Source organism: Micromonospora sp. I033 (genome assembly GCF_053890995.1).
Genome location: NZ_JBSSLX010000084.1, coordinates 1 through 22,528 on the forward strand (window position 1 = coordinate 1; position 22,528 = coordinate 22,528).

Annotated in this window: 18 protein-coding genes; 7 read left to right on the forward strand and 11 right to left on the reverse strand. The window is 73.8% G+C overall.

Annotated features, from left to right (window positions below; genetic code table 11):
- The 3 genes from ACW0Q9_RS16005 to ACW0Q9_RS16015 form a co-directional block, all read right to left on the reverse strand.
- Positions 1-610, reverse strand: a 610-nt coding sequence (locus tag ACW0Q9_RS16005; RefSeq protein ID WP_456182052.1) for an ATP-binding protein, incomplete at its 3' end; no start/stop codon positions are given.
- 28 nt (positions 611-638) lie between these two features.
- Entirely contained in the window at positions 639-1,277 is a 639-nt protein-coding gene (locus ACW0Q9_RS16010) for a TetR/AcrR family transcriptional regulator (RefSeq protein ID WP_456182085.1), read from the reverse strand.
- An 85-nt stretch (positions 1,278-1,362) separates the two neighbouring features.
- Complete coding sequence (locus tag ACW0Q9_RS16015; RefSeq protein WP_456182054.1) at positions 1,363-2,262, reverse strand: alpha/beta hydrolase family protein; 900 nt, start codon at positions 2,260-2,262, stop codon at positions 1,363-1,365.
- 153 nt (positions 2,263-2,415) lie between these two features.
- On the opposite strand from ACW0Q9_RS16015, the gene ACW0Q9_RS16020 reads away from it, so the two are divergent.
- Both ACW0Q9_RS16020 and ACW0Q9_RS16025 read left to right on the forward strand, forming a co-directional pair.
- Entirely contained in the window at positions 2,416-3,726 is a 1,311-nt protein-coding gene (locus ACW0Q9_RS16020; RefSeq protein WP_456182056.1) for an aminotransferase class V-fold PLP-dependent enzyme, read from the forward strand.
- Positions 3,727-3,813: 87 nt separating this feature from the next.
- Positions 3,814-4,449 carry a hypothetical protein gene (locus tag ACW0Q9_RS16025; RefSeq protein ID WP_456182058.1) on the forward strand — a complete coding sequence of 212 codons (636 nt, stop codon included), beginning with the start codon at positions 3,814-3,816 and terminating at the stop codon, positions 4,447-4,449.
- 13 nt (positions 4,450-4,462) lie between these two features.
- Here the strand turns inward: ACW0Q9_RS16025 and ACW0Q9_RS16030 are convergent, their stop codons facing one another.
- The 5 genes from ACW0Q9_RS16030 to ACW0Q9_RS16050 all read right to left on the reverse strand — a co-directional run bounded on the left by ACW0Q9_RS16030 (position 4,463) and on the right by ACW0Q9_RS16050 (position 11,398).
- A complete protein-coding gene (locus ACW0Q9_RS16030; RefSeq protein ID WP_456182060.1) occupies positions 4,463-5,626 on the reverse strand; it encodes a glycoside hydrolase family 26 protein in 1,164 nt (387 codons plus the stop codon).
- A gap of 86 nt (positions 5,627-5,712) precedes the next feature.
- Positions 5,713-6,846, reverse strand: a complete 1,134-nt coding sequence (locus tag ACW0Q9_RS16035) for a glycoside hydrolase family 26 protein (protein ID WP_456182062.1) — start codon at positions 6,844-6,846, stop codon at positions 5,713-5,715.
- Between the two features lie 2 nt (positions 6,847-6,848).
- On the reverse strand, positions 6,849-7,955 hold the full coding sequence (locus ACW0Q9_RS16040) for a glycoside hydrolase family 26 protein (RefSeq protein WP_456182064.1): 1,107 nt from the start codon (positions 7,953-7,955) through the stop codon (positions 6,849-6,851).
- A complete protein-coding gene (locus tag ACW0Q9_RS16045) occupies positions 7,952-9,784 on the reverse strand; it encodes a glycosyltransferase family 2 protein (RefSeq protein ID WP_456182066.1) in 1,833 nt (610 codons plus the stop codon). The genes ACW0Q9_RS16040 and ACW0Q9_RS16045 overlap by 4 nt, the downstream gene beginning before the upstream one ends.
- Positions 9,785-9,925: 141 nt before the next feature.
- Positions 9,926-11,398 carry a glycosyltransferase family 39 protein gene (locus ACW0Q9_RS16050; protein WP_456182068.1) on the reverse strand — a complete coding sequence of 491 codons (1,473 nt, stop codon included), beginning with the start codon at positions 11,396-11,398 and terminating at the stop codon, positions 9,926-9,928.
- A 295-nt stretch (positions 11,399-11,693) separates the two neighbouring features.
- Here ACW0Q9_RS16050 and ACW0Q9_RS16055 point away from each other — a divergent pair, with 295 nt between their 5' ends.
- From ACW0Q9_RS16055 to ACW0Q9_RS16065, 3 genes are all read left to right on the forward strand, one after another.
- Positions 11,694-12,863 (forward strand): zinc-dependent alcohol dehydrogenase, encoded by a 1,170-nt coding sequence (locus tag ACW0Q9_RS16055; RefSeq protein ID WP_456182070.1) that lies wholly within the window; start codon positions 11,694-11,696, stop codon positions 12,861-12,863.
- Between the two features lie 104 nt (positions 12,864-12,967).
- Positions 12,968-13,612, forward strand: coding sequence for an acyl-CoA-like ligand-binding transcription factor (locus ACW0Q9_RS16060; protein ID WP_456182072.1), 645 nt, complete (start codon positions 12,968-12,970; stop codon positions 13,610-13,612).
- 106 nt (positions 13,613-13,718) lie between these two features.
- The gene (locus tag ACW0Q9_RS16065; protein ID WP_456182074.1) at positions 13,719-15,206 is read left to right on the forward strand and encodes an MDR family MFS transporter; all 1,488 of its coding nucleotides are present in this window, start codon (positions 13,719-13,721) and stop codon (positions 15,204-15,206) included.
- 63 nt (positions 15,207-15,269) lie between these two features.
- Here the strand turns inward: ACW0Q9_RS16065 and ACW0Q9_RS16070 are convergent, their stop codons facing one another.
- The 3 genes from ACW0Q9_RS16070 to abc-f all read right to left on the reverse strand — a co-directional run bounded on the left by ACW0Q9_RS16070 (position 15,270) and on the right by abc-f (position 19,774).
- A complete protein-coding gene (locus tag ACW0Q9_RS16070) occupies positions 15,270-16,811 on the reverse strand; it encodes a long-chain-fatty-acid--CoA ligase (protein ID WP_456182076.1) in 1,542 nt (513 codons plus the stop codon).
- A gap of 106 nt (positions 16,812-16,917) precedes the next feature.
- Positions 16,918-18,066: an acyl-CoA dehydrogenase family protein gene (locus ACW0Q9_RS16075; protein ID WP_456182078.1), complete on the reverse strand. Its 1,149-nt coding sequence runs from the start codon at positions 18,064-18,066 to the stop codon at positions 16,918-16,920.
- A gap of 70 nt (positions 18,067-18,136) precedes the next feature.
- Entirely contained in the window at positions 18,137-19,774 is a 1,638-nt protein-coding gene (abc-f, locus tag ACW0Q9_RS16080) for a ribosomal protection-like ABC-F family protein (RefSeq protein ID WP_456182080.1), read from the reverse strand.
- Between the two features lie 268 nt (positions 19,775-20,042).
- On the opposite strand from abc-f, the gene ACW0Q9_RS16085 reads away from it, so the two are divergent.
- Both ACW0Q9_RS16085 and ACW0Q9_RS16090 read left to right on the forward strand, forming a co-directional pair.
- The gene (locus tag ACW0Q9_RS16085; RefSeq protein WP_456182082.1) at positions 20,043-21,386 is read left to right on the forward strand and encodes a glycoside hydrolase family 18 protein; all 1,344 of its coding nucleotides are present in this window, start codon (positions 20,043-20,045) and stop codon (positions 21,384-21,386) included.
- Positions 21,387-21,440: 54 nt separating this feature from the next.
- Positions 21,441-22,355 (forward strand): META domain-containing protein, encoded by a 915-nt coding sequence (locus ACW0Q9_RS16090; protein ID WP_456182083.1) that lies wholly within the window; start codon positions 21,441-21,443, stop codon positions 22,353-22,355.
- Positions 22,356-22,528 lie beyond the last annotated feature (173 nt).

Consider the following 22,528-nt stretch of genomic DNA (forward strand, 5'->3'; position numbering starts at 1 on the left):
CCAGTTCGGCGGCCACCGCGGCCGGCGGTGGGGCGGGCCGCAGGTCGGCGAGCAGCGCCCGGCACTGCCGCTCGTCCAGCGGGCGCAGCCGGTGGGCGGGGAGGTCGCGGGCCGCCGCACCGCCCGCGGCGAGCAGGAGGGCGACCGGCAGCCGGCACAGCCGGCGGGCCACGACGGCGAGCGTCTCGGCGGTCCCCGGGTCGCCGGCGTCGACGTCGTCCATCGTGCACAGCAGCGGACGGTCGCGGGCGGCGGCGGCCAGCAGGGCGAGCACGGCGGTGGCCAGGGTCAGCCGCTGGGCGTCCGGGCAGCCGTCGCCGGCCAGCGCGCGCCGCAGCACCCGCCGTTGCCGGTCCGGCAGCGACCCGACCCGGTCGAGCACCGGGTCGAGGAGGCGTTGCAGGCCCGCGTACGGCAGGGTCGCCTCGTCGGCGAGGCCGGCGCCGGCGAGGACCGCCCGCGCACCGGCGTGCTGCCGCGCGTACCCCAGCATCGCGCTGCGGCCGGAACCGGGCTCGCCGTGGAACAGCAGCGCGCCGCCGCCGGCGTCGTCGAGCAGGCGGCGGGCCGACCGGCACTCGTCCTCACGGCCGTGCAGGGTTATTTGCACTCTGAATGCAGTAACCACGCATCCAGTTTCACCTATCGGTAACCTCTTCGAAAAGAGGTGGCCCGGTCGGATCCGCCAGGAGCGCCGCGACGGTACGGGCCATCACCGCGCGGGCCGGGCCCACGCCGAGCCCCAGGCCGTCGCGCAGCATCGACCAGGCCGACCACATGCTCGCCGCCACCAGGGCGTGCACCAGCTGCTCCCGCCCCGGCCCGGCCCCGTCCAGCTCGGCGGCGAAGAGCTGCTCGACCTCGTCGCGCACCCGGTCGATGTGCTTGCGGCGGTTGCGGTGCAACTGCGGCGAGAGCGGCTCGCGCAACTGCGCCGCCCGGGCGGACGGCGCGATGAGTTGCAGCAGCCGGGCCCGCTGGCGGCAGTACGCGTCGACACGCTCCGCCAGCGGCAGCGCCGCCGAGATCGGCCGCCACGCGGCGTCCTGCCGGCGCAGCAGCTCCTCGCCGCTGGCCTCGAACAGGGTCTCCATGTCCTTGAAGTTGGTCCACAGGGTGCGGAGCGAGACGCCGGCCCGCTCGGCGATCCGGTCGCCCGTCGGGCGCAGGTCACCCTCGGCGATGAGGGCGAGGTGCGCCTCGACGATCGCGGCCCGGGTGCGGGCGGCCCGCGCCGTCCGTCCGTCGACCCGGCCCGGGGAACCGGTGCCGCCCATCGCGCCCGCCTCCCCCACGCACGCCGAGTCTGGACACGCCCCGCACGGCGGGGCGGCCGCCGCGGCGGCCGCCCCGGGGCGAGGCTCAGGAGCTGGGACAGGTGTTGCGGTACTCCTCGATGGCCAGTCCGCTCGGGCCCGGGCAGAGGAACTGCTCGTACCGGGTGTCGTTGTCCACGAAGCGCTTCAGCCAGGCCACCATCTGCTTGGCCGTCGGCGTGTTGACCGTCTGCGGGAAGAAGTGGTCCGCCGCGTTCAACTCCAGGTACGCCTTCTCCGACGTGGCCGGGATGCTCGTGTAGAAGGGCTCCGAGTGGGAGGCGACCGGGGCGATCGAGTCGGACTCGCCTCCGATGATGAGCGTCGGGACGCGTACCTCGGTCCAGGTCTTGTCCAGGTTCCACGGCGCGAGCGGAACGGCGGCCTGCAGGGTCGGCCGGTCGGCGGCGGCTTCCAGGCTGCCGCCGCCGCCCATCGAGTGCCCGGCCACGGCGAGCCGGGTGGCGTCGATCCGGCCCCGCACCGCGCTGCGCTCCACCAGGTAGTCGAGCGCGGCGAGCAGCTGGGCTCCGCGGCTGGCCGGCTGGTCGAAGCGGCTGTTCGTCTCGATGCCGATGACCACGAAGCCGTGCGACGCGATCCGCGGCCCGAGCCAGGAGAGGCTGGACCACGCGGCGGTGTAGCCGGGCGAGATGGCAATGGCCCCGAAGGTGCCCTCGCTGGTGCTGGTCGGGTAGTAGATGGACCCGCCGCCGAACCCCGTCACGCTCAACGAGGAGACGCTGTACGACGAGGTGGCGAAGGGGCCGCGGCTGGCCTCCAGGATGGCGCTGGTCGGCGCGGGGCCGCGCTCGTAGGGGTTGTCGGCGGCCTGCGCGCCGGCGGGGACGGCCAGGGCGCCGCCGGCGGCCAGGACGGCCGCCACGCCGAGTCGGGCCAGGGCGCGGACGGCGTTACGGGGACGGGTGGTGGTGGCTGATCGCACGTCGGTTGCTCCTTGTCGGGTCGGAGATCCATCGACATGCGTCAGTATTGGAGTCGCCGCCCCGCGCCCGCATCGGTGAAATCACCAGTCGTCGCGCCGGGCGGCCCGCGGCGCGGTGACCTGACCGTGACGTGGACAGTGGACGATGGAGCGATGCAGCTCACCCGACGGAACCTGCTCGGCGTGACCGCGGCGGCCGGCGTGACCGGCCTGGCCACCGGCTGCGAGCCGGAGCAACGGGAGGCAGCCGGGCCGGCGGCGAGCGCCGCACCGACCCTGGATCCGGCGAGCTGGGACAGCGTACGGGCCCAGTTCGCGCTCGACCGCAGCCGCGCGCACCTGGCCACCTTCGTCTTCGCACCCCACCCGGCCCCGGTGCGCGCCGCCGTCGCCGCGCACCGCGACGCGCTCGACCGGGACGCGATGGGCTACCTGGGCGCCAACGAGGAACGGCTCGACGGCGCGGTGCTCGGAGCGGCCGCCCGCCACCTCGACACCCGGCCCGACCAGATCGCGCTGACCGACTCGACCACCATGGGCCTCGGGCTGGTCTACACCGCGGTCCGGCTGCGGCCGGGCGAGGAGGTGCTCACCACCGAGCACGACTTCTACGCCACCCACGAGTCGCTACGGCTGCGGGCCGAGCGGGACGGGGTGACCGTGCGCCGGGCACGCCTCTACCGGGATCCGGCGGTGACCACCGTCGACGAGATGGTCGGCAACCTGGCGGCGGCGCTCTCCCCCCGCACCCGGGTGGTCGCGCTGACCTGGGTGCACTCCAGCACCGGCGTGAAGCTGCCGGTCCGGCAGCTCGCCGAGGCGGTCCGCGCGCGCAGCCCCGAGGCGCTGGTCTGCGTCGACGCGGTGCACGGTTTCGCCGCCGACGCGGCGACGCCGGAGCAGCTCGGGTGCGACGTGCTGGTCTCGGGCTGCCACAAGTGGCTGCTCGGGCCGCGCGGCACCGGGCTGGTCTGGGGCAGCACCCGGGCGTGGAGCCGGATGACCCCGGTCATCCCCACCTTCGACCGGCGCAGCATCGGCCGCTGGCTGTTCGCCGGCACGCCCGGGCAGCCGACGCCGCCGGGGCCCGCGCACACGCCGGGCGGTTACCACAGCTTCGAGCACCGGTGGGCGCTCGCCGACGCGTTCGAGTTCCACCACCGGATCGGTCCGGCCCGGGTCGCCGAGCGGAACCGGGAACTGGCGGACCGGCTCAAGGAGGGCCTCGCCGGCATCCGGGGGATCCGGCTGGTCACCCCGCGCGCGGCCGAGCTGTCCGCCGGGGTCGTCTGCTGCGCCGTGCCCGACATTCCGGTGGGTGAGGCGGTGGGCCGGCTGTACGCCGCGAACGTGATCGCCAGCAGCACCCCGTACAGCCCGTCCCACCTGCGCTTCGGCGCGACCATCGCGAACAGCGAGGCCGATGTCGAGGCGGCGCTCAAGGCGGTGCGCGGGCTGGTGTGAGCCGGATCCCCCGCGGCCGTCAGGTGTGCCGTCGCCCTTTCGGGGAATGGCACGCCGGCGGGGCGGCGAGCGGGCGACGGAGGTCAGGTGGGCAACGGGAGGCAGGAACCGGGCGAGCCGCGCGCGGGCACCGCCGATCCCCGGCGCGCCTCGGCGGAGGGTGACCGGCGGCAGCCTGTCGCGCACCACAGCGCCCCGACGATGTCCGACCCGGACGTGGTCCTCCAGGTCCCCCACCTGCGGGTCGACGACGTCTGCGTCGAGGGCGACGACCTGGACGCCCACGTGTCGCTGCGCGCCCGGCTGGGCAGCCTGCTTCAGCTGGACGTCGGGATGCAGGCCCGGCTGGGCACGGTGCGGGTCGACCTCCGGGGCGTGACGACGGAGGCGATGCTGGAGGTCCGGCTCGACGAGCTGAACGCCATCCTCGACCGGGCCCTGAGCACCGTCGACCGCAACCCCCAGATCATCGAGGCGGTGGTGGGGACCGTCGACACCACGGTCGACCAGGAGGGCCGGGCCGTGCAGCAGTCGCTCGGCCCGCAGGAGTCGCCGTCCCGGACGTTCCAGGAGGCGGCCGACGCCGCGGGCGGGGCGACCGGCCCGCCGGGGCGTACGGCGTGGCGGCGGATGAGGAAGCTCGCCGGGGACGGCCGGCCGCTGCGCCGGGTCGCGGCACGGCTGCTTCCGCGCTCCGAACCCCGACCGGGGTGCGACCGGTGACCTGCCGGCCGGCCTACTCCTCCAGGTCGGTGCGCGGGACCAGGTCCGGCGACCAGCGGAAGTCGTAGCGCGGCGCGGCTACCGACTGGGCGAAGGCGGCCGACGCGGCGGGCGAGCTCACGATCCGCCAGTCCAGTTCCTTGTCTACCTCGAACCAGATGAGCCCGATGACGTCCCGGTGCTTCGGCAGTGTCCGGAAGGTCTCCCGGATCCACTCGGCCTTACGCCCGCCGGCGCCCGAGGCGCCGGTCTCGGTGACGACCAGCGGTCGCCGGCTGAAGGTGCGGATCTCCGCGATGGTGGGGCCGAAGATGGCGTCGAAGGACCAGTAGGCCGACCAGACCCCGGTGCCGTAGTAACCGGTGGCGCCCACCCAGTCGACGTAGTCGTCGCCCGGGTACAGGTCGGCCAGGTTCGCGGTCGTCTTGCTCCACCGGGCGTTCGGGCTCCACACCCAGATGACGTTTGTGGCCCCGGCCCGCTCGAAGAGGTCGTGCACGTGCCGCCACGCCTGGACGTACTCGCCGGGGCGGTTGCCGTTGGCCTTCTCGCACCACGGATACCAGTCACCGTTCATCTCGTGGGCGAACCGGATGGCGACCGGGTAGCCGAGCGACTTCACACCCTCGGCCCAGGAGCGCAGGTAGCCGTCGAAGTCGCCGCTCACGATCCGTGACAGCCGGTAGTGCGGCTGGGTGGAGCGGACCCGGTCGACCTGGCGGATGGTCAGCTTCTTCTGCTTGCGGGCCGCCTCGTCCACGCGGTAGTCCCAGGGCTCCCAGCCCAGCATGGGCAGCATGCCGCGGTCCTTGATCCGGTCGAAGAGCATCCGGTCGAAGGTCGCGGACGCCCAGCCGGCGCCGAAGAGCATCACCTGCGGCTGGCGCCTCGCCGCCGCGGCGAAGCGGTCCGCCGCGGTGAAGTCGTACGGCCCTTTGTCGGTCATCACGCCGAAGAACGTCTTGCCGGCGGGCGGGAAGAGTTCCGGGGCCGGTTGGAGTGGGGGGCCGTCGGCGCCGGCTGGCACCACCGCACCGGACTCGGCTCTCGTCGGCGGGCCGGGCGCGGCACCCTTCCCGCCCCCGCTCGTGGTGACCGGCGCCAGGGCGAAGGCGTACGCGAGCAGCAGCGCGGTGGTCACCGCCATGAGCACCCGCGGCCAGGTCAGCCGTACCACGTCTTCTCCACCGCCATTCGCGCCGCCGGCGCGGGGCGTTCCTCGCCGGCGCCGGCTATACCTTATTGTCCCCTTATGTCCGAAGCCTAGTCCTCCAGCTTCGTGCGCAGGAGCAGGTCGGGAGACCAGCTGAACTGGTAGCGACGATCGGCGACCGCCGTGGCGAAGGCCTGCGCCACGGCCGGGGAACTGACGATGCGCCAGTCCAGTTCCTTGTCCACCTCGAACCAGATGAGGCCGATGATGTCCGGGTGCCGCGGCAGCGCCCGGAAGGCGTCGGTGATCCATTCGGCCTTGCGCCCGGTGGCGTCGGAGGCCCCGGTTTCCGTGATGACCAACGGTTTCCCGCTGAACCCGCGGATCTCGGTGATGGTGGGGCCGAAGATCGAGTCGAAGGACCGGTAGTCCGTGTAGGCCCCGATGCCGTAGTAGCCCGTGACACCCACCCAGTCGACGTAGTGGTCGCCCGGATACCACCCGGACAGCTTCGGCTGCGACGCGTCCCACCGGGCGTTCGGGCTCCACACCCAGGTCACGTTGGTGACCCCCGCCGCGCGGAACAGGTCGTGCACGTGCCGCCACGCCGCGACGTACTCGCCGGGCCGGTTGCCGTTGCTCGCCTCGGACCACGGATACCAGTCGCCGTTCATCTCGTGCGCCAGGCGGATGGCCACGGGGTACCCCAGAGACCTGATCCCCTGGGCCCAGGACCGCAGGTAGGGGTCGAAGTCCCCGGCCGTGATGCGGGACAGCCGGTAGGCGGGCTGGTTCGACCTGATCTCGTCGATCTGCCGGACCGGCAGGTTCTTCTCCCGGGCCGCCTTGTCCACCCGGTGGTCCCACGGTTCCCAGCCCAGCATCGGCAGCATGCCCCGGCTGCTGATGCGGTCGAACAGCGTCCGGTCGAAGGCGTCCACGTTCCACGACGCGCTGAACAACATCACCTGCGGCTGCTGTTTCGCGGCCGCCGTGAACGAGTCCAGCACCGCGAAGTCGTGCGGGCCCTTGTCGGTCATGACACCGATGAACGCCTTCCCGGCCGGCGGGAAGAGTCCCGCAGCCGGCCGGGGTGCGGCGGCCGGCTCGGCCGTGGCGGGCGGGTCCGGCCGGCGCTCCTCCCGGCCGCCGACCACGGCGGTCGGCGCCACGGCGACCGCGTAGGTCAGCAGCAGGGCTCCGGTCAGCACCAGCAGGGCCCGCCCGGCGGTCAACCTGTTCACCGTCAGCCCTCCGTGCGGGGGAACGTGTTCGGCGACCAGGTGACCTGGTAGCGAGGGGCGGCGACCGCGTCGGCGAAGGCCGTGGCCACGGCCGGGGAGCTGACGATGCGCCAGTCGAGTTCCTTGTTCACCTCGAACCAGATCAGCCCGATGATGAACGGGTACCTGGGCAGGGTCTGGAAGGCCTCCCTGATCCACTCGGCCTTGCGCCCGATGTGGTCGGAAGCCCCGGTCTCGGTGACGACCATCGGCTTCCTGGTGAAGGAGCGGATCTCGGTGATGGTCTTCGAGAAGACCTCGTCGAAGGAGAGGTACGGCGCGAAGTCGTACTTGCCGTAGTAGCCCGTGACGCCCACCCAGTCCACGTAGTCGTCGCCCGGGTAGTAGGTGGCGATCTGAGGCGTCAGGTCGGTGTACCGGACGTTCGCGCTCCACACCCAGGTGACGTTCGTGGCCCCCGCCGCCCGGAACACGTCGTGCACGTGGCGCCAGGCCTTCACGTAGTCACCCGGCTGGTTGCCGTTGACCAGCTCGCACCACGGGTACCAGTAGCCGTTCATCTCGTGGGCGAAGCGGATGGCCACCGGGTAACCCAGTGACTTGATCCCTTCCGCCCAGGACCGCACGTAGGTGTCGAACTCTCCCCCGGCGATCCGGGACAACCGGTAGGTGGGTTGGGCCGATCGGACCGCGTCGATCTGCTGGGCGGTCAGCTTCTGCTGCCGGGCCTTCTCGTCCAGCCGGTAGTCCCAGGGCTCCCAGCCCAGCATCGGCATCATGCCGCGGTCGCGGATCCGGTCGAAGAGCGTCCGGTCGAACGTGGCGGACGCCCACCCCTCGCTGAAGAGCATGACCTGCGGCTGGCGTCCGGCCGCCGCCGCGAACCGGTCCACGGGCGCGAAGTCGTGGGGCCCCTTGTCGGTCATGACCCCGACGAACGTCTTTCCCGCCGGCGGGAAGGGCGCTCGGGGCCGGGCCACCTTCGCCTCCGCCGTCACCGCTCCGCCCCGGCCCTCGGCGCCGACGGTGGGCGCCACGGCGAAGGCGTACGTGAGCAGCAGCGCGCCCGTCAGCACCAGCACGATCCTCGGAAAGGTGAACCTGATCATCGCAGCGCCTCCTCGGCCGCGACCCGGGACCGGGGCGGATGGACCTCCTCGGCCTCCGCGCGAGCGGGGGCGGGCACGACCACCTCGTCCTCCGGCTGGTCGGTGGCCCGCAGGTTCGAGGCGAGCGCGATCAGCGGCGGACCGAGACCGGTCAGGAGGGTCAGGACGGGCCACACCCGCAGCAGGGGCGAGCTGTTGTCCAGCACGAAGCTCGCGCCGAGCAGGGCGGCGGAGACGCCCGCCCAGCAGAGGTGCAGCCGGAACGTGCGGATCGACTCGACGGTGCGCAGCCTCCCCTTGGCCGTCACCACGAACCCGAGTTTGCGGCGCAGCAGGGCGGTGAACCCGGCGGCCACGTAGACGGGGCCGGCGAACAGCGCCAGCGCCATGCCGACCATGCCGATCTCCTCCCGTTCGTGCGGGGCGATGTTGAAGCGGCGCAGCCAGAGCCACAGCACGAACCAGGTGCCGAAGGTCGACCCCCAGAGCACCGACCACACGGTGACGTCGAGCTGCGCCGAACCGACCCCGGTGAGCAGGTACAGGGCGGTGGCGAGGTTGCCCAGCAGGAGGCTGATCGCGACGCTCGGGTAGTAGAACTGGAGCAGGCGGTACTGCCAGCGCCGCCGGGACGGCAGCTCGCGCGGCGCGCGCAGCTCCCGCCGGACGAGGATCTCGCAGATCCCGGCGGCCCAGCGCTTCTGCTGGTTGAAGTAGTCCGCCCACGAGGTCGGGCCCTCGCCGATGGCCACCACGTCGGGCGTGTAGACGCCCTTCCACTTGTTGCCCGTCTCCGGGTTGGTCGCGGCGTGCACGCGGATGCTGGTCAGGTGGTCCTCGATGATGGAGTCCTGGTAGCCGCCGATGGTCCGCCAGGCCGCCGGCCGGTAGAGGTGGCCGGTGCCGGTCAGCAGCGGCGCGTCCAGCCCGTTGCCGCCGCGGGCGATGAGGCCGTTGTAGAGGTACTGCTGCACGGAGGCGCCGTGCGCCACGAAGTTCTGGTGCATGTTGCCGTACACCTGGGGGGTCACCACGAAGGCGACGTCCGGGTCACGGAAGTAGCCGAGGGTGCGTTCGAGGAAGTTGGGCAGCGGCACGTGGTCCGGGTCGACGTTGGCCACCACGTCGTACCGGTCCTCGTTCTCTGCCCGCCAGGCGTTGTGGTTGCCGGACTTGGTCCGCGCCCGGAACTCCCCGCCGGGCTGGTTGTACTCCGGCCGGCCCTTGCGGCTGAAGTGGTGGACGCCGAGCCGCTCGGCCATCTCCTTCACCGCGGGGTCGTCCCCCTCGTCGAGGATCCAGACGTCGACCCGTCCGCAGTAGACGATCTGCCGCAGGCGCCGCAGCGTCCGCTCCGCCACGTCGAGCGGTTCCTTGCTGGGCACGATCGTGGTGAGCAGCGCCACCCGCAGGCCGACCGGCGGGTCGACCGGCACCGGGTCCCGGGCGTGGAACGCGAACACCCACACCACCACGTTCTGCGCCAGGCGGATCAACTCGACGCCGACGACCACGCAGAAGCCGAGCCGGGCCGCGATCGTCTCCCAGCCGCCGGGCCCGACGAGGCCGGGGCCGGGCACGTGCTGGGGCAGCAGCAGCCAGCCGACGAACAGCAGCCCGGCCGCGCTGTTGACCAGCACGAGCAGGGTCAGCACCAGCCGCGCCGCGGGCGAGGCGACGTGCCGGAATTCCACCGCCGCCCCCGGGTGCCGCGGCGCGACCAGCGGCCCGGCGGTGGCGCCGCACCTGGCGTACGCCAGGCGGGCTCCGATGTTCAGCTGCCGGCGGTCCGGTCCCTTCCGGCCGGGCGGACCGACCGGGGCGATCACCGGCGGACGGTTGCCCGGTGCGCCGGTCCGGGACGGGCGTGTATCGGCGGCGATGGCCACGTTTCCCCCATGGTGCTCTCGCCACGAACCCGACCGAGGCTGATCCTGCGCGGGTAGTGGGGCTGGAAAGGTACTGATCGGTCAGCGGGCGGTGCGCTCGTCCACCAGAAGGGCCAGCGTGAACCCGGTCGGGTGCCAGACCTGCGCCACCTGGTATCCGGTCCTGAGCAGCCGCTCCGTCGCGTCCCCGAAGGGCGGCACGGGGTCTCTGCTCTCGCCGGGGCGGATCACCCACACCCGCCGGACGCCCGACAGGCACCCGGCACAGCCGTGCGGCGGCGCGGCGGCGAGCACGTCCGTCGGGCGCCGGTCCGCGGGCAGGTAGCGGGCCACCAGGTTCCGCGCGTCCGCGTCGCCGTAGACCACGCCGTCGCCGGCCAGCCGCCGGGCGCCGATGATCTCGGCGACCTCGTGGGGGGCCTGCCCGTGCCCGTCCGGTGCCCGTGCGGCCGCCTGGGCCGGCACGCCGGCCAGGGCCAACGCCGCCAGCGCCACCACCCACCAGCCGGCGCGCACCCGGGACAGGGCGGCCGCGGCCAGCGTCGCCCAGGCCGGCAGCGTGAAGAGCAGGGCCGCCGGCGACCAGACCTGCGCCACCTGGGCGAGGAGCAGCAGGCCGAGCGGCGGCACCACCGCCCACGCGGTGCAGACGGCCGCGGCGTGCCGCAGCGGGAGGCTGAACAGGGCCAGGCCGAGCAGCACCGCGCCCAGGGCGGCGACGCCGAACAACTCGCCGGGGGTCGCGGCCAGGGCGGACAGGTCGGGCCGGGCCGCGGGTGCGATCTGCCCGCCGGCGCGTACCCCGGACCAGAGCAGTGCGGCGGTGGGCAGCAGGCCGAGGAACGCGGCGGCCAACCACCGGCCCGCCGCCCCGCGCCGGAAGGCGAGGACGACCCAGCCGTGGCCGACGAGCAGCAGGAGCGCCACCGCGTGGCACAGGCCGAGCAGGACCACCGCGCCGGCGTACGGGGCGAGGCGGCGCAGGCTCGGCCGGTCCAGGGCGGGGAGCAGGAACCAGGTGGCCAGCACCGCGGCGAACAGCGCCAGCGCGTACGGCTGGGCCTCCTGCCCGTACCGGGTGACGCTCGGCAGCAGGGCGAAGATCACCCCGGCCAGGACGCCCGTGCCCGGCGCGAACATCCGGGCGGCCAGCGCGCCGACCAGCGCCGCGGCCGCCGCCACGGCGAGCAGGGACGGTACGCGCAGCGCGAGGTCGGAGGCGCCGAACGCCGCCGCCCAGGCGCGCATCAGCAGGTGGTAGGGCACGAGCGTGACGTCGCCGCCGGGCAGCCCGTCCGGCCAGGGGGAGGTGGCGGCGCGCCAGGTCGCCAGCTCCGCCAGACGCAGGCCGGGCGTGCCGACCCCCACGACGCCGAGCGCCCCGGTCAGCAGCGCCGGCAGCAGCCACGCGGCGAGTCGCCACCGGGAGGTGTCGGCCGCGGGACGGTGGGCGCGGCCCCGGGCTCCGACCGTCCGCTCCTCGCCCCACGGGTCCTCGACCCGGATCTCCCCCGGCCCGAGCCGGGGCAGGACCATGGTGTCCGCGTCCATCATCGTGATTCACGCATCCCTGTGGGTGCCGGCGACCTGGTTCCAGCCGCCCCGGGGCAGCGCCGATCGGCGTGCTCGCGACGATGCGACCGCGTGGCGCGGCCGGCACCGGGAGTCCCCGGGTCGAGGACTGGATGACATCGTGGAGCTTAGTAAGCCACCCCGACATAGCTCTCATATACGACGAAACGGGCGACCCGATACCCCGGACGGGGGAGGCCGCCCAGGCCACCCGGATCGCGCACCTCCCTCGGGCACGATGTCGAGGAGGGCCGGGGCGGCCCGGGGAGGGGCGAGGGTGAAGGCGCTGGTCTGGCGGGGCGTCGACGACCTGGCCGTGACCGAGGTCCCGGACCCGCAGCTCCGCAACGAACAGGACATGATCGTCCGGGTACGCAAGAGCGTCACCTGCGGCTCCGACCTGCATCTGATCGGCGGCCGCCTCCCGTTCACGGCGCGCGGTGACGTGCTCGGGCACGAGTTCCTCGGCGAGGTGGTCGAGATCGGGCCCCGGGTGCGCCGGCACCGGGTGGGCGACCGGGTGGTGGTCTGCTCCGCCGTCTCCTGCGGCCGGTGCTGGTACTGCCGCCGGCAGGAGTTCTCGCTGTGCGACAACGGCAACCCCGACGCGGCCCACGCCGAGCAGGCGTCGGGCTTCGCCTCCGGCGGCTGCTACGGCAACGCGCACGCCCGCGGCGGGTTCGCCGGCAGCCACGCCGAGTACGTCCGGATCCCGTACGCCGACCAGGGCGCCTTCCCGGTGCCGGACGGGGTGGCCGACGAGCGGGCGCTGTTCGCCTCCGATGCCGCCCCGACCGGCTGGATGGGGGCCGACCTCGGTGGCGTCCGACCGGGTGACGTGGTGGCGGTGTGGGGTGCCGGCGCCGTCGGTCAACTGGCCGCGCGGGCTGCCGTGCTGCTGGGCGCGGCGCGGGTCGTCGTGATCGACCGCCTGACCGACCGGCTCCGGATGGCCGAGCGACACCTCGGGGTCGAGACCCTCGACTACGAGACCCAGGACGTCGGCGGGGAGCTGCGGGAACGCAGCGGCGGGCGGGGCCCGGACGTGTGCGTCGAGGCGGCCGGCACGGCGCTGCGCGGTGGCGGCCCCCGGTTCCGGTACGACCGCGTCAAGCGACAGCTCCGGCTGGAGTCGGACCCACCCGTCGCCGCCCGCGAGGCCGTCCACCACTGCCGCAAGGGCGGCAGCGTCTTCCTCCTCGGGGCCTCCGCCGATCTTGTGGACAGGTTCCCCCTCGGGGCCGTGCTGAGCAAAGGCCTCACCCTGCGCGGCGCCCACCAGCACGGCCACCGGTACATCCCCATGCTGCTGGAGCGGATGGCCCGCGACGAGCTGGTCACCGAGCACCTCGCCACCCACACGATGCCGCTCGGCCAGGCGCCGCTCGGCTACGACCTGTTCCGGAACCGGCACGACGGCTGCGTCCGCGCCGTCTTCGAGCCGTGACCACCGGGCCGGCACCTCGTGCCGGTCGGGCGTCCCGTGTCGGTCGGCTCACTTCAGCGCACGAAACTTTGCACACTCTGCAAGATCGCCTGTAGGGTCGCCCGGTGATCCCCGACAGCCCTCCCGCCGACGGCGGCCTGCGCGACCGCAAGAAGCGGCGGACCCGCACCGCGCTGGCCACCGCCGCGTTGCGCCTGGTCGCCGAGCACGGTCTCGACCAGGTGACCGTCGAGGAGATCAGCGCGGCGGCCGACGTCTCCTCCCGGACCTTCTTCAACTACTTCCCGAGCAAGGACGACGCGCTCATCGGCGACCAGGCGCTGCTCAACGCCCGGTTCGTGGCGCGCTTCGCCGAGGTGCCGCCGGAGGTGCCCGCCCTCGCGGCCATCCGCGCGGCGCTCGCCGAGGTGATCGAGGAGATGCAGGAGGACCGCGAGCTGTGGTTGCTCCGGATGGACGTCGTCATGCGCAACCCGGCCCTGCTGCCGCGCCTGGTCGCCGCCGGCGCCGAGGCGGAGCGGGCGATGATCGACGTCGTCGCCGCCCGGGTGGGCGTACCCGGGGACCACGGGTTCCCCGCCCTGCTCACCAACGTCACCGGCGCCGCGTTCCGCACCGCCATGCTCCGCTGGGCGGCCACCGCCGGCGCCCGACCCCTCGCCGACCTGGTCGACGAGGCCTTCGACACCCTCGCCGCCGGCCTGCCGGACCCCGGCCCGGCGCCCGACCCGTCCCGCACCCCGAGTTGAGGAACCGCATGTCCGTACCCACCGCGCCCGCCGACGCCGCCGAGGTCGGCCCGGCCCGCATGCCCGCCGCGAAGTACTCCAGGCCCTCTCCGGCCTCATGGTGGGCATGTTCGTGTCGATCCTCGCGTCCACGGTGGTGGCGAACGCGCTGCCGCGCATCATCGCCGACCTGAACGGCAGCCAGACCGTCTACACCTGGATCGTCACCACCGAGCTGCTGGCCATGACGGCGACCGTGCCGCTCTGGGGCAAGCTGGCCGACCTCTACAGCAAGAAGCTGCTCATCCAGTCGTCCCTGGGCCTGTTCGTGGTCGGCTCGCTGATCGCCGGCCTCACCCCGAACGTCGAGGTGCTGCTGGTGAGCCGGATCGTGCAGGGCGTCGGCGCCGGCGGCATGACCGCGCTGGCCACCATCGTGATGGCCGCCATGATCCCACCGCGCGAACTCGGTCGGTACGCGGGCATCTTCGGCGCCGTCTTCGGCGTCGGCACCATCGCCGGGCCGCTCATCGGCGGGGTCCTGGTCGACACCTCCTGGCTCGGCTGGCGCTGGTGCTTCCTGATCGGCGTCCCGTTCACCCTGCTGTCGATCTTCCTGCTCCAGCGGACCCTGCACCTGCCGGTCGTCCGCCGCGAGGTGCGGATCGACTGGCTCGGCGCCGCTCTCATCACCACCGGTGTCTCGCTGCTGCTGGTCTGGTCGTCGCTGGCCGGGCAGAAGTTCGCCTGGGCCTCCGGCTGGACGGCGCTGATGGTCGTCGGCGGCGTCGCGGTGCTGGCGGTGGCGGTGTTCGTCGAGTCCCGTGCCGCCGAGCCGATCGTCCCGCTGGACATCTTCCGGAACCGGACCGTCTCGCTGGCCACCGTGGCCAGCGTCCTGGTCGGCGTGGCGATGTTCGGCGGCACCGTCTTCCTGTCGCAGTACTTCCAGATCTCCCTGGGCAAGTCGCCGACCGTGGCCGGTCTCATGAGCCTGCCGATGATCTTCGGGCTGCTGGTGTCCTCGACCGTCGCCGGACAGCTCATCACCCGGTACGGCCGCTGGAAGATCTTCCTGGTCGCCGGCGGGGCCGTCATGACGGCCGGGATGCTGCTGCTCGGCACCATCGGCGCCGGCACCAGCGTGGTCGTCCTCTCGGTCTACATGGCGGTGCTCGGCGTCGGCGTCGGCATGCTGATGCAGAACCTGGTGCTGGCGGCCCAGAACGACGTGCCCGCCCAGGAACTCGGCGCGGCCACCTCCGTGCTGACCTTCTTCCGCAGCATGGGCGGCGCGATCGGGGTCAGCGCCCTCGGCGCCGTCCTGGCCAACCGGGTCACCGCCCTGATGACCGAGCGGCTCGGCCCGGCCGCGGCCGGGGGTGGCTCCTCCGCCGCCGTGCCGGACCTCTCCGCGCTGCCCGAGCCGGTGCTGCGGATCGTGCAGGACGTCTACGGCACCGCCACCGCCGAGTTGTTCCTGGTCGGTGCGCCGCTGGCCCTGCTCGCGATGGTCGTGGTCCTCTTCATCAAGGAGAAGCCCCTGCACACGCTCAGCGGCGACGAGCGCCGGGCCCAGGAGGAGGCGGCGGCGCAGGCCGCCGGCATGCACTGACCAACCCGTCCGGGCGGGTACGCGCAGCCACCGGTTCCGGGGCTGCGCGTACCCGCTTCCTGGTCAGTCGGCCGGCGGCACCAGGGTGCGGCGCAGTTCCCGCTTGAGCACCTTGTGGCTCGGCCCGATCGGCAGCGCGTCGACGTACCGGACCTGGCGCGGGTACTTGTGCCGGCCCAGGTGCTCGCGGGACCAGTCGATCAGTTCCTGCTCGTCCGGCAGGCCGGGGCCGGCCGGGTCGGGAACCACCACCGCGCAGACCTCCTCGCCGTGCCGGGGGTCCGGCACGCCGATCACCGCGACCTGGCCGACCGCCGGGTGCCGGGCCAGGACCTCCTCGACCTCGCGCGGGTAGACGTTGAAGCCGCCTCGGATGATCATGTCCTTGGTGCGGTCGACGATGGTGACGAACCCGTCGGCGTCCTTGCGCCCCAGGTCGCCGCTGCGGAACCAGCCGTCGACCACCGCCTCCGCGGTGGCCTCGGGCCGCCCGAGGTAGCCGGCGAAGACGTTGTGCCCGCGGATGACGATCTCGCCGAGCTCGCCGGTCGGCAGCAGCTCGATGCGGTCGTCCAGGTCGGGGCGGGCGATCTCCACCTCGACGCCCCAGACCGGGTGCCCGACCGTGCCGGGGCGGGTGCCGAAGTGCGGCTGGTTGGTCGTCGCCGTGGGCGATGTCTCGGAGAGCCCGTAGCCCTCGAAGATCGTCGTGTGGAAGGCGGCGTGGAACCGTTCCAGCACGGCGACCGGCAGCGACGCCCCGCCGGAGACGCAGAGCCGGAGCCGGGGCAGGGTGGTCCGGTCCCGGGCGGCGTCGAGCAGCGCCACGTACATGGTCGGCACGCCGTGGAAGACGTTCACCCCCTCGCGCAGCATGAGGTCGATGGCGGCCGGCCCGGTGAACCGGCTCAGCAGCACCAGCGTCGCGCCGATCCGGAAGGTGCCGTTCATCGCCACGGTCTGGCCGAAGCTGTGGAACAGCGGCAGGCAGCCGAGCACCACGTCCGTGCGGCGCGCGTCGTTGGCGTCGAAGACGTTGACGGTGGCGTTCATGACCAGGTTGAGGTGGGTCAGCAGGGCGCCCTTGGGCACGCCGGTGGTGCCGCTGGTGTAGAGCACCACCGCGGTGTCCTCCGCCTGCCGGGTGACGTACGACGGCAGCGCCGGCACCCGCCCGCTCACCTCCTCCAGCCGGGACCCGCCGGCGCCGGCCGGACCGACGGTGACCAGCGGTACGCCCGCCGCCGCCGCGGCCGCGGCGCCCACGGCGAGCTGCGAGCCGTGGCAGACCAGCAGCTTCGCGCCGCTGTCGCGGAGCACGTGCACCGCCTCGTCCACGGTCAGCAGCAGGTGCACCGGCACCAGCACCGCACCGGCGGCCAGCGCGCCGTAGTAGACCCGGGGGAAGTCGACCACGTTCGGGGCCAGCAGGGCCACCGCGTCTCCCGGGCCGACGCCCAGCTCCCGCAGCCCGGCGGCGTAGCCGCGGGCCTCCCGCCACAGCTCGGCGTAGCTGACCCGGGTGTCGCCGTCGACCACGGCCACCGTGTCCGGGTGCCGGCGGGCGGCCTCGGCCAGCACCACGGCCAGCGACAGCGCGGTCACCGGGCCGCGCTCCGGTGGGGACGGCCGGCCGCCACGGCCGGCCCTTCGATGCAGGCGAAGCTGTCCATGCCGGATGCCCTCCCGGGTCGGTGGGTTCTTCCTCGGATCAGAAGGCGTTGACGCCGGTCAGCGCGCGCCCGATGAGCAGTTGCTGGATCTGGCTGGTCCCCTCGTAGAGGGTCATGACGCGGGCGTCCCGCAGGTACTTGCCGGCCGGGAACTCGTCGATGTAGCCGTAACCGCCGAAGACCTGGACGGCGTTGTTGGCCGCGCGCACGGCGGCCTCGCTGGCGAAGAGCTTGGCCATCGAGGCCTCGGTGGCGAACGGCTCGCCGCGGTCGACGAGGTCGGCCACCCGCCACACCAGCAGCCGGGCGGCGGCGGTGTCCACGGCGATGCCGGCGATCAGCTGCTGCACGAGCTGGTGCCCGGCGATGGGCTTGCCGAACTGGGTGCGCTGCCCGGCGTAGCCGACCGCGGCGTCGAGGCAGCCCTGGGCGATGCCGACGCAGCCGGCGGCCACCGACATCCGGCCCTTGGCCAGGGTGGCCAGGGCCAGCCGGAAGCCGCCGCCCTCCGGGCCGAGGCGCGCCGAGTCGGGCACCCGGACCGCGTCGAACCGGAGTTCCCCGGTGGCCTGCCCGCGCAGGCCGAGCTTGCCGTGGATCTCCCGCCGGGTGAGCCCGGCGGCTCCGGTGGGCACCAGGAACGCGGTGATGCCCCGGTGCCCCGGGCCGCCGGTGCGGGCGAAGACCAGTGCCACGTCGGCGGTGGTGCCGTTGGTGATGAAGGTCTTCGTGCCGGTGATGAGCCAGTCGCCGCCGGCGCGGTCCGCCCGGGTGCGCAGCGCGGCGGCGTCCGAGCCGCTGTCCGGTTCGGTGAGCGCGAAGCAGCCCAGTGCGGCGCCGGAGCAGAGCCGGGGCAGCCACTCGGCGCGCTGCGGCGCCGACCCGTGCGCGGCGATGGACTTGGCGACCAGCCCGAGCGACACCGAGACGATGCCCCGGACGGCGGAGTCGCCCCGGCCGAGCTCCTCCAGCACGAGGCAGTAGGTGACGTGGTCCCCGCCGGACCCGCCGTCCTCCTCGGGGACGGTGAGCCCGAGGAAACCCAGCTCGCCCAGCTTCCCGACGATGCCGGGGTCGACCTCCTCCCGCCGGTCCCAGGCGGCCGCGTGCGGCACCACCTCCCGGTCCACGAACTCGGCGGCGAGCCGGCGGGCCGCCTCCTGCTCGGCGGAGAGCTGAAGGTCCATGCGGCACAAACTAGCGGTGCAAGTTTAAGTCCGTCCAGACCCCGCTCTCCGCCTCTGCGCGGCGGTGGGCTCAGGCAGGCTCGGGTGCGGGCACCTCGCGGAGCCGGCCGCCGTCGAGGCGGAGCCACCGCCGCACGCCGATCTCGGCGAGGAACCGCTCGTCGTGGCTCACCACCACGAACGCACCCCGGTAGGCGCCCAGGGCGCTCTCCAACTGGCCCGCGCTGACCAGGTCGAGGTTGTTCGTCGGCTCGTCCAGCAGCAGCAGGTGGGGCGCCGGCTGCGCGTACAGGACACAGGCGAGGGTGGCCCGCAGCCGTTCGCCGCCGGAGAGCACGCCGACCGGCAGGTGGGCGCGCGCGCCCCGGAAGAGGAACCGGGCCAGCAGGTTCATCCGCTCGGCCGGCGGCCGGTCCGGGGCGTACGCGGCGAAGTTCTCCGCCACCGTGCGGTCCGGGTCGAGCAGGTCCAGCCGTTGCGACAGGTACGCGACCCGGCCCTCGCCCCGGCGCACCTCGCCGCTCTCCGGGTCGAGGTCGCCTTGCAGCAGCCGGAGCAGGGTGGACTTGCCGGCGCCGTTGGGGCCGGTCAGGGCGATCCGCTCGGGCCCGCGGATGGTCAGGTCCACCCCGGCCCCGGTGAAGACGGCCCGGCCGTCGTGGTGGACCTGCATCCGCTCCCCCGCCACGACCGTCCGGCCGGCGGGGACGGTGGTGTCCGGCAGGTCCAGGGTCAGCGTCTGGTCGTCGCGCAGCGCCCTGCTGGCCTCGTCGAGCCGGGACTGGGCCTCACTCACCCGGTTGGCGTGCAACTGGCGGGACCGGCCGGCCGACTCCTGCGCGCTGCGCTTGAGCCCGCCGGCCACGATCCGGGCCAGGCCGGCGCTGTCGAGGTTGCGGGCGGCGTTGCCGGCCCGCCGCTCGGCCCGCTCCCGGGCCTGCTGCATCTCGCGCTTCTCCCGCTTCACCTCCTGCTCGGCGCCGCGCACGGTGCGCTCGGCCGCCTCCCGGGCCGCCCGGGCCGCCTCCTCGTAGGCGGTGAAGTTCCCGCCGAACAGCCGCACCTCCCCGCGATCGAGTTCGGCGATGCGGTCCATCCGGTCCAGCAGGGCCCGGTCGTGGCTGACCAGGAGCAGGCAGCCGGACCACTCCTCGAGCACCGCGTACAGGCGGTGGCGCGCGTCCAGGTCGAGGTTGTTCGTCGGCTCGTCGAGCAGCAGCACGTCGGGGCGGCGGAGCAGTTGGGCGGCGAGGCCGAGGGAAACCACCTGCCCGCCGCTGAGCGTGGCCAGCCGCCGGTCGAGCGGGACGTCCCCGAGACCCAGCCGGTCGAGTTCGGCCCGGCTGCGCTCCTCCACGTCCCAGTCGTCGCCGACGGTGGTGAAGTGCTCCTCGCGGGCGTCACCGGCCTCGATCGCGTGCAACGCCCGGAGCACCGCGTCGACACCCAGCACCTGGGCAACGGTCAACTCGCCGGCCAGCGGCAGGTTCTGCGGCAGGTAGCCGAGCACGCCGTCCACGGTCACGGCGCCGCCGGTGGGGGTGAGGTCGCCGGCGATCAGCCGCAGCAGGGTGGTCTTGCCGGCGCCGTTCGGCGCGACCAGGCCGGTGCGGCCGGGCGGCACGGTGAAGGACAGGTCCTGGAAGACCGGGGTGTCGTCCGGCCAGGAGAAGGAGAGGTTGCTGCACACGACACAGTTGTCGGACATCGAGAAGACCCTCGGGGATTGAGCCGGGCAGGGCACGGCCGCCCGGATGACGAGACAGGGATGCGACGAGGTGGTCCGGGATCACCCGGAGATGTCGTCGTCGCCCGTCATGTCTGTCTCCTCCGATTCGGCGCGCGGGTCTCCCGGCGCGCTCCCGCAAGCCTAGCAACTCCGCGCGGCGCACTTGACCCCGAATCGCGACCGGCTTAGCTTCATCGATCAGAAAGGTCTCTTAACTAATCCCGCTCCGTCCCTCGTGGGAGTGCCGATGCGACCGTTCCGCCACCGCCGCCTCACCGCCCTCGTCGCCCTGTCGACCATGCTGATCACCGCCGCCCCGCCGAGCGCCGCGAGCGCGGCGGAGGACTCGTCCCGCCGGGCCGGATACCACCGGGTCGGCTACTTCACCCAGTGGGGCATCTACGGCCGGGCCTTCCCGGTGAAGAAGCTCGACACCTCCGGGGCGGCGAGCCGCCTCACCCATGTCAACTACGCCTTCGGCAACGTCAGCGAGGACGGACGCTGCTATGTGGACGGCGGGCCGGGCGAGGGTGACGCCTGGGCCGACTACCAGCGCCCCGTGCCGGCGGAGGAGAGCGTCGACGGCGTCGCCGACGCCTGGGGCGAGCCGCTCAACGGCAACTTCGGCCAGCTCGCCAAGCTCAAGGCCCGGCACCCCGACCTGAAGGTGATGATCTCGCTGGGCGGCTGGAGCTGGTCGACGTACTTCTCCAACGCCGCCCGCACCGACGCGTCCCGCCGGGCGTTCGTGGCCTCCTGCATCGACCTCTACCTCAAGGGGAACCTCCCGGTGCTGGACGGCGGCAGCGGTGGCCCGGGCGCCGCCGCCGGCGTGTTCGACGGCATCGACCTGGACTGGGAGTGGCCGAACTGGCCGGGCGAGCCGGGCAACGTGGTCCGCGCCGAGGACCGGGAGAACTTCACGAAGCTGCTCGCGGAGTTCCGCCGGCAGCTCGACGCGTACGGCCGGCAGGCCCGGAAGCACTACGCGCTTACCGCGTTCCTGCCGGCGAACCCGGCGGCCATGGACGCCGGGTACGAGGGCCGGAAGATCTTCCGGTACCTGGACTTCGCCACCGTGCAGGGGTACGACTTCCACGGGTCCTGGGACGCGGTGACCAACCAGCAGTCGGCGCTGCGCGTGCCGGCGGGCGCGCCGGACAGCCCGGACTTCTCGGCCGAGGTGGCGATCGACGGCTGGCTGGCCCGCGGAGCGCCGCGGGGCAAGCTGGTCCTCGGCATCCCCTACTACGGTCGCGGCTGGACCGGTGTGACCGGGGGCGGGGACGGCCTGTTCCAGCCCGCGGCCGGGCCCGCGCCGGCCACCTTCGAGGCCGGCTACGAGGACTACAAGCAGCTCAAGACCCTGGCCGGCAAGGGCTGGACCGTCCACCGCGACCTGCGCGCGGGCCACGCGTGGCTGTTCGACGGCACCACCTTCTGGACGTACGACGATCCCGCGGTCGTGTTCCAGAAGACGCTCTACATCCGGCGGGCCGGCCTGGCCGGGGCGATGGTCTGGTCGCTGGACGGCGACGACGACAACGCCACCCTGACCAGGACGATCAGCGTGGGCCTCGCGACGCCGTAGCGGAACCACCCGCCCCGGCTCCTCGTCCAAGCACGAAACGTCCGGGTCGGGGCGGTGGAGGGGGCGCGAACCATGCGGTGGAGCGGGCACGTGGTGGCGGCGGTCGCGGCGACTGCCGTGCTGACGAGCTGCGCCGAGGCGGTCGGGCCGGGGCCGAGCGCCCCCACCGGATCGCCGGTCGCCGGCCCCACGAGCGCCGGACCGTCCCCGGACCCGGTCGCCCTGATCGGGTCCTGGACGGTCGCGGCGGCGGACGGGGACGCGGGCGGAATCCTGCGGCTCGCTCCCCCCGACCAGGGCGACCTGCTGTGGTTCGACCGCTGCGGGGTGTCGCTGGGGACGTGGCGGGCGGACGCGGGCGGCCTGTTCGTGGCCGACCTTCCCGGCCGCTCGCCGTCCGGCACACCGGGCTGCCCGACCAGTCCAGGGCCGGGCCCCGGCTGGCTGGCCCGGGCCACCGCCTTCCGGCTGGCCGGGAACACCCCGATCCTCCTCGACGACCAGGGGCGGCAGGTCGCCCGGCTGGCGCCCGGCGCGAAGCCCACCCCCGGGCCGCACCTGCTGCCGTCGCTGGCCGAGCCGCCCGTGGTCACTCCCGAGGTCCGGCGCGCCCTCACGCCGGCCGCCGCACTGCCGGCGGGGCTGACGCCGGCCGGCCGGTCCGCCCTGCTCGGCCGCTGGGTGCCCGTCGGCCCGCGGCCACCCGACCCCACACCGGCGTACGTGGATCTGCGCGCCGACGGCGCCTGGCGCGGCTCGGACGGCTGCAACGGCCAGGGTGGACGGTGGGTCGCCGGGGCGGAGGGCGCCCTGCTGGCCACCGCCGGACCCAGCACGGCGATCGGCTGCGAGAACGTTCCGGTGGCGGCCTGGCTGTCCGGGGCGTCCCGGGCGGGGCTGGACGGCGACGTGCTGGTGCTCGTGAACGCCCAGGGCAGGGAGACGGGCCGGCTGCGCCGCGACGGCTGAGGAACCGGTCGATCGGTTCCGGAACCGTCCGATTCTATTGACACCACCCGATGGCCGGGCTGACCCTGTCTGCCAGAGAGAGCGCTTTCTTCCGCCGGTCGTCGTCGACCGGTGTCCGCCGTCCGGCCCGGCCGCCGCATCCCACCACCCGGCGGCCGGGCACACCTGGCCCA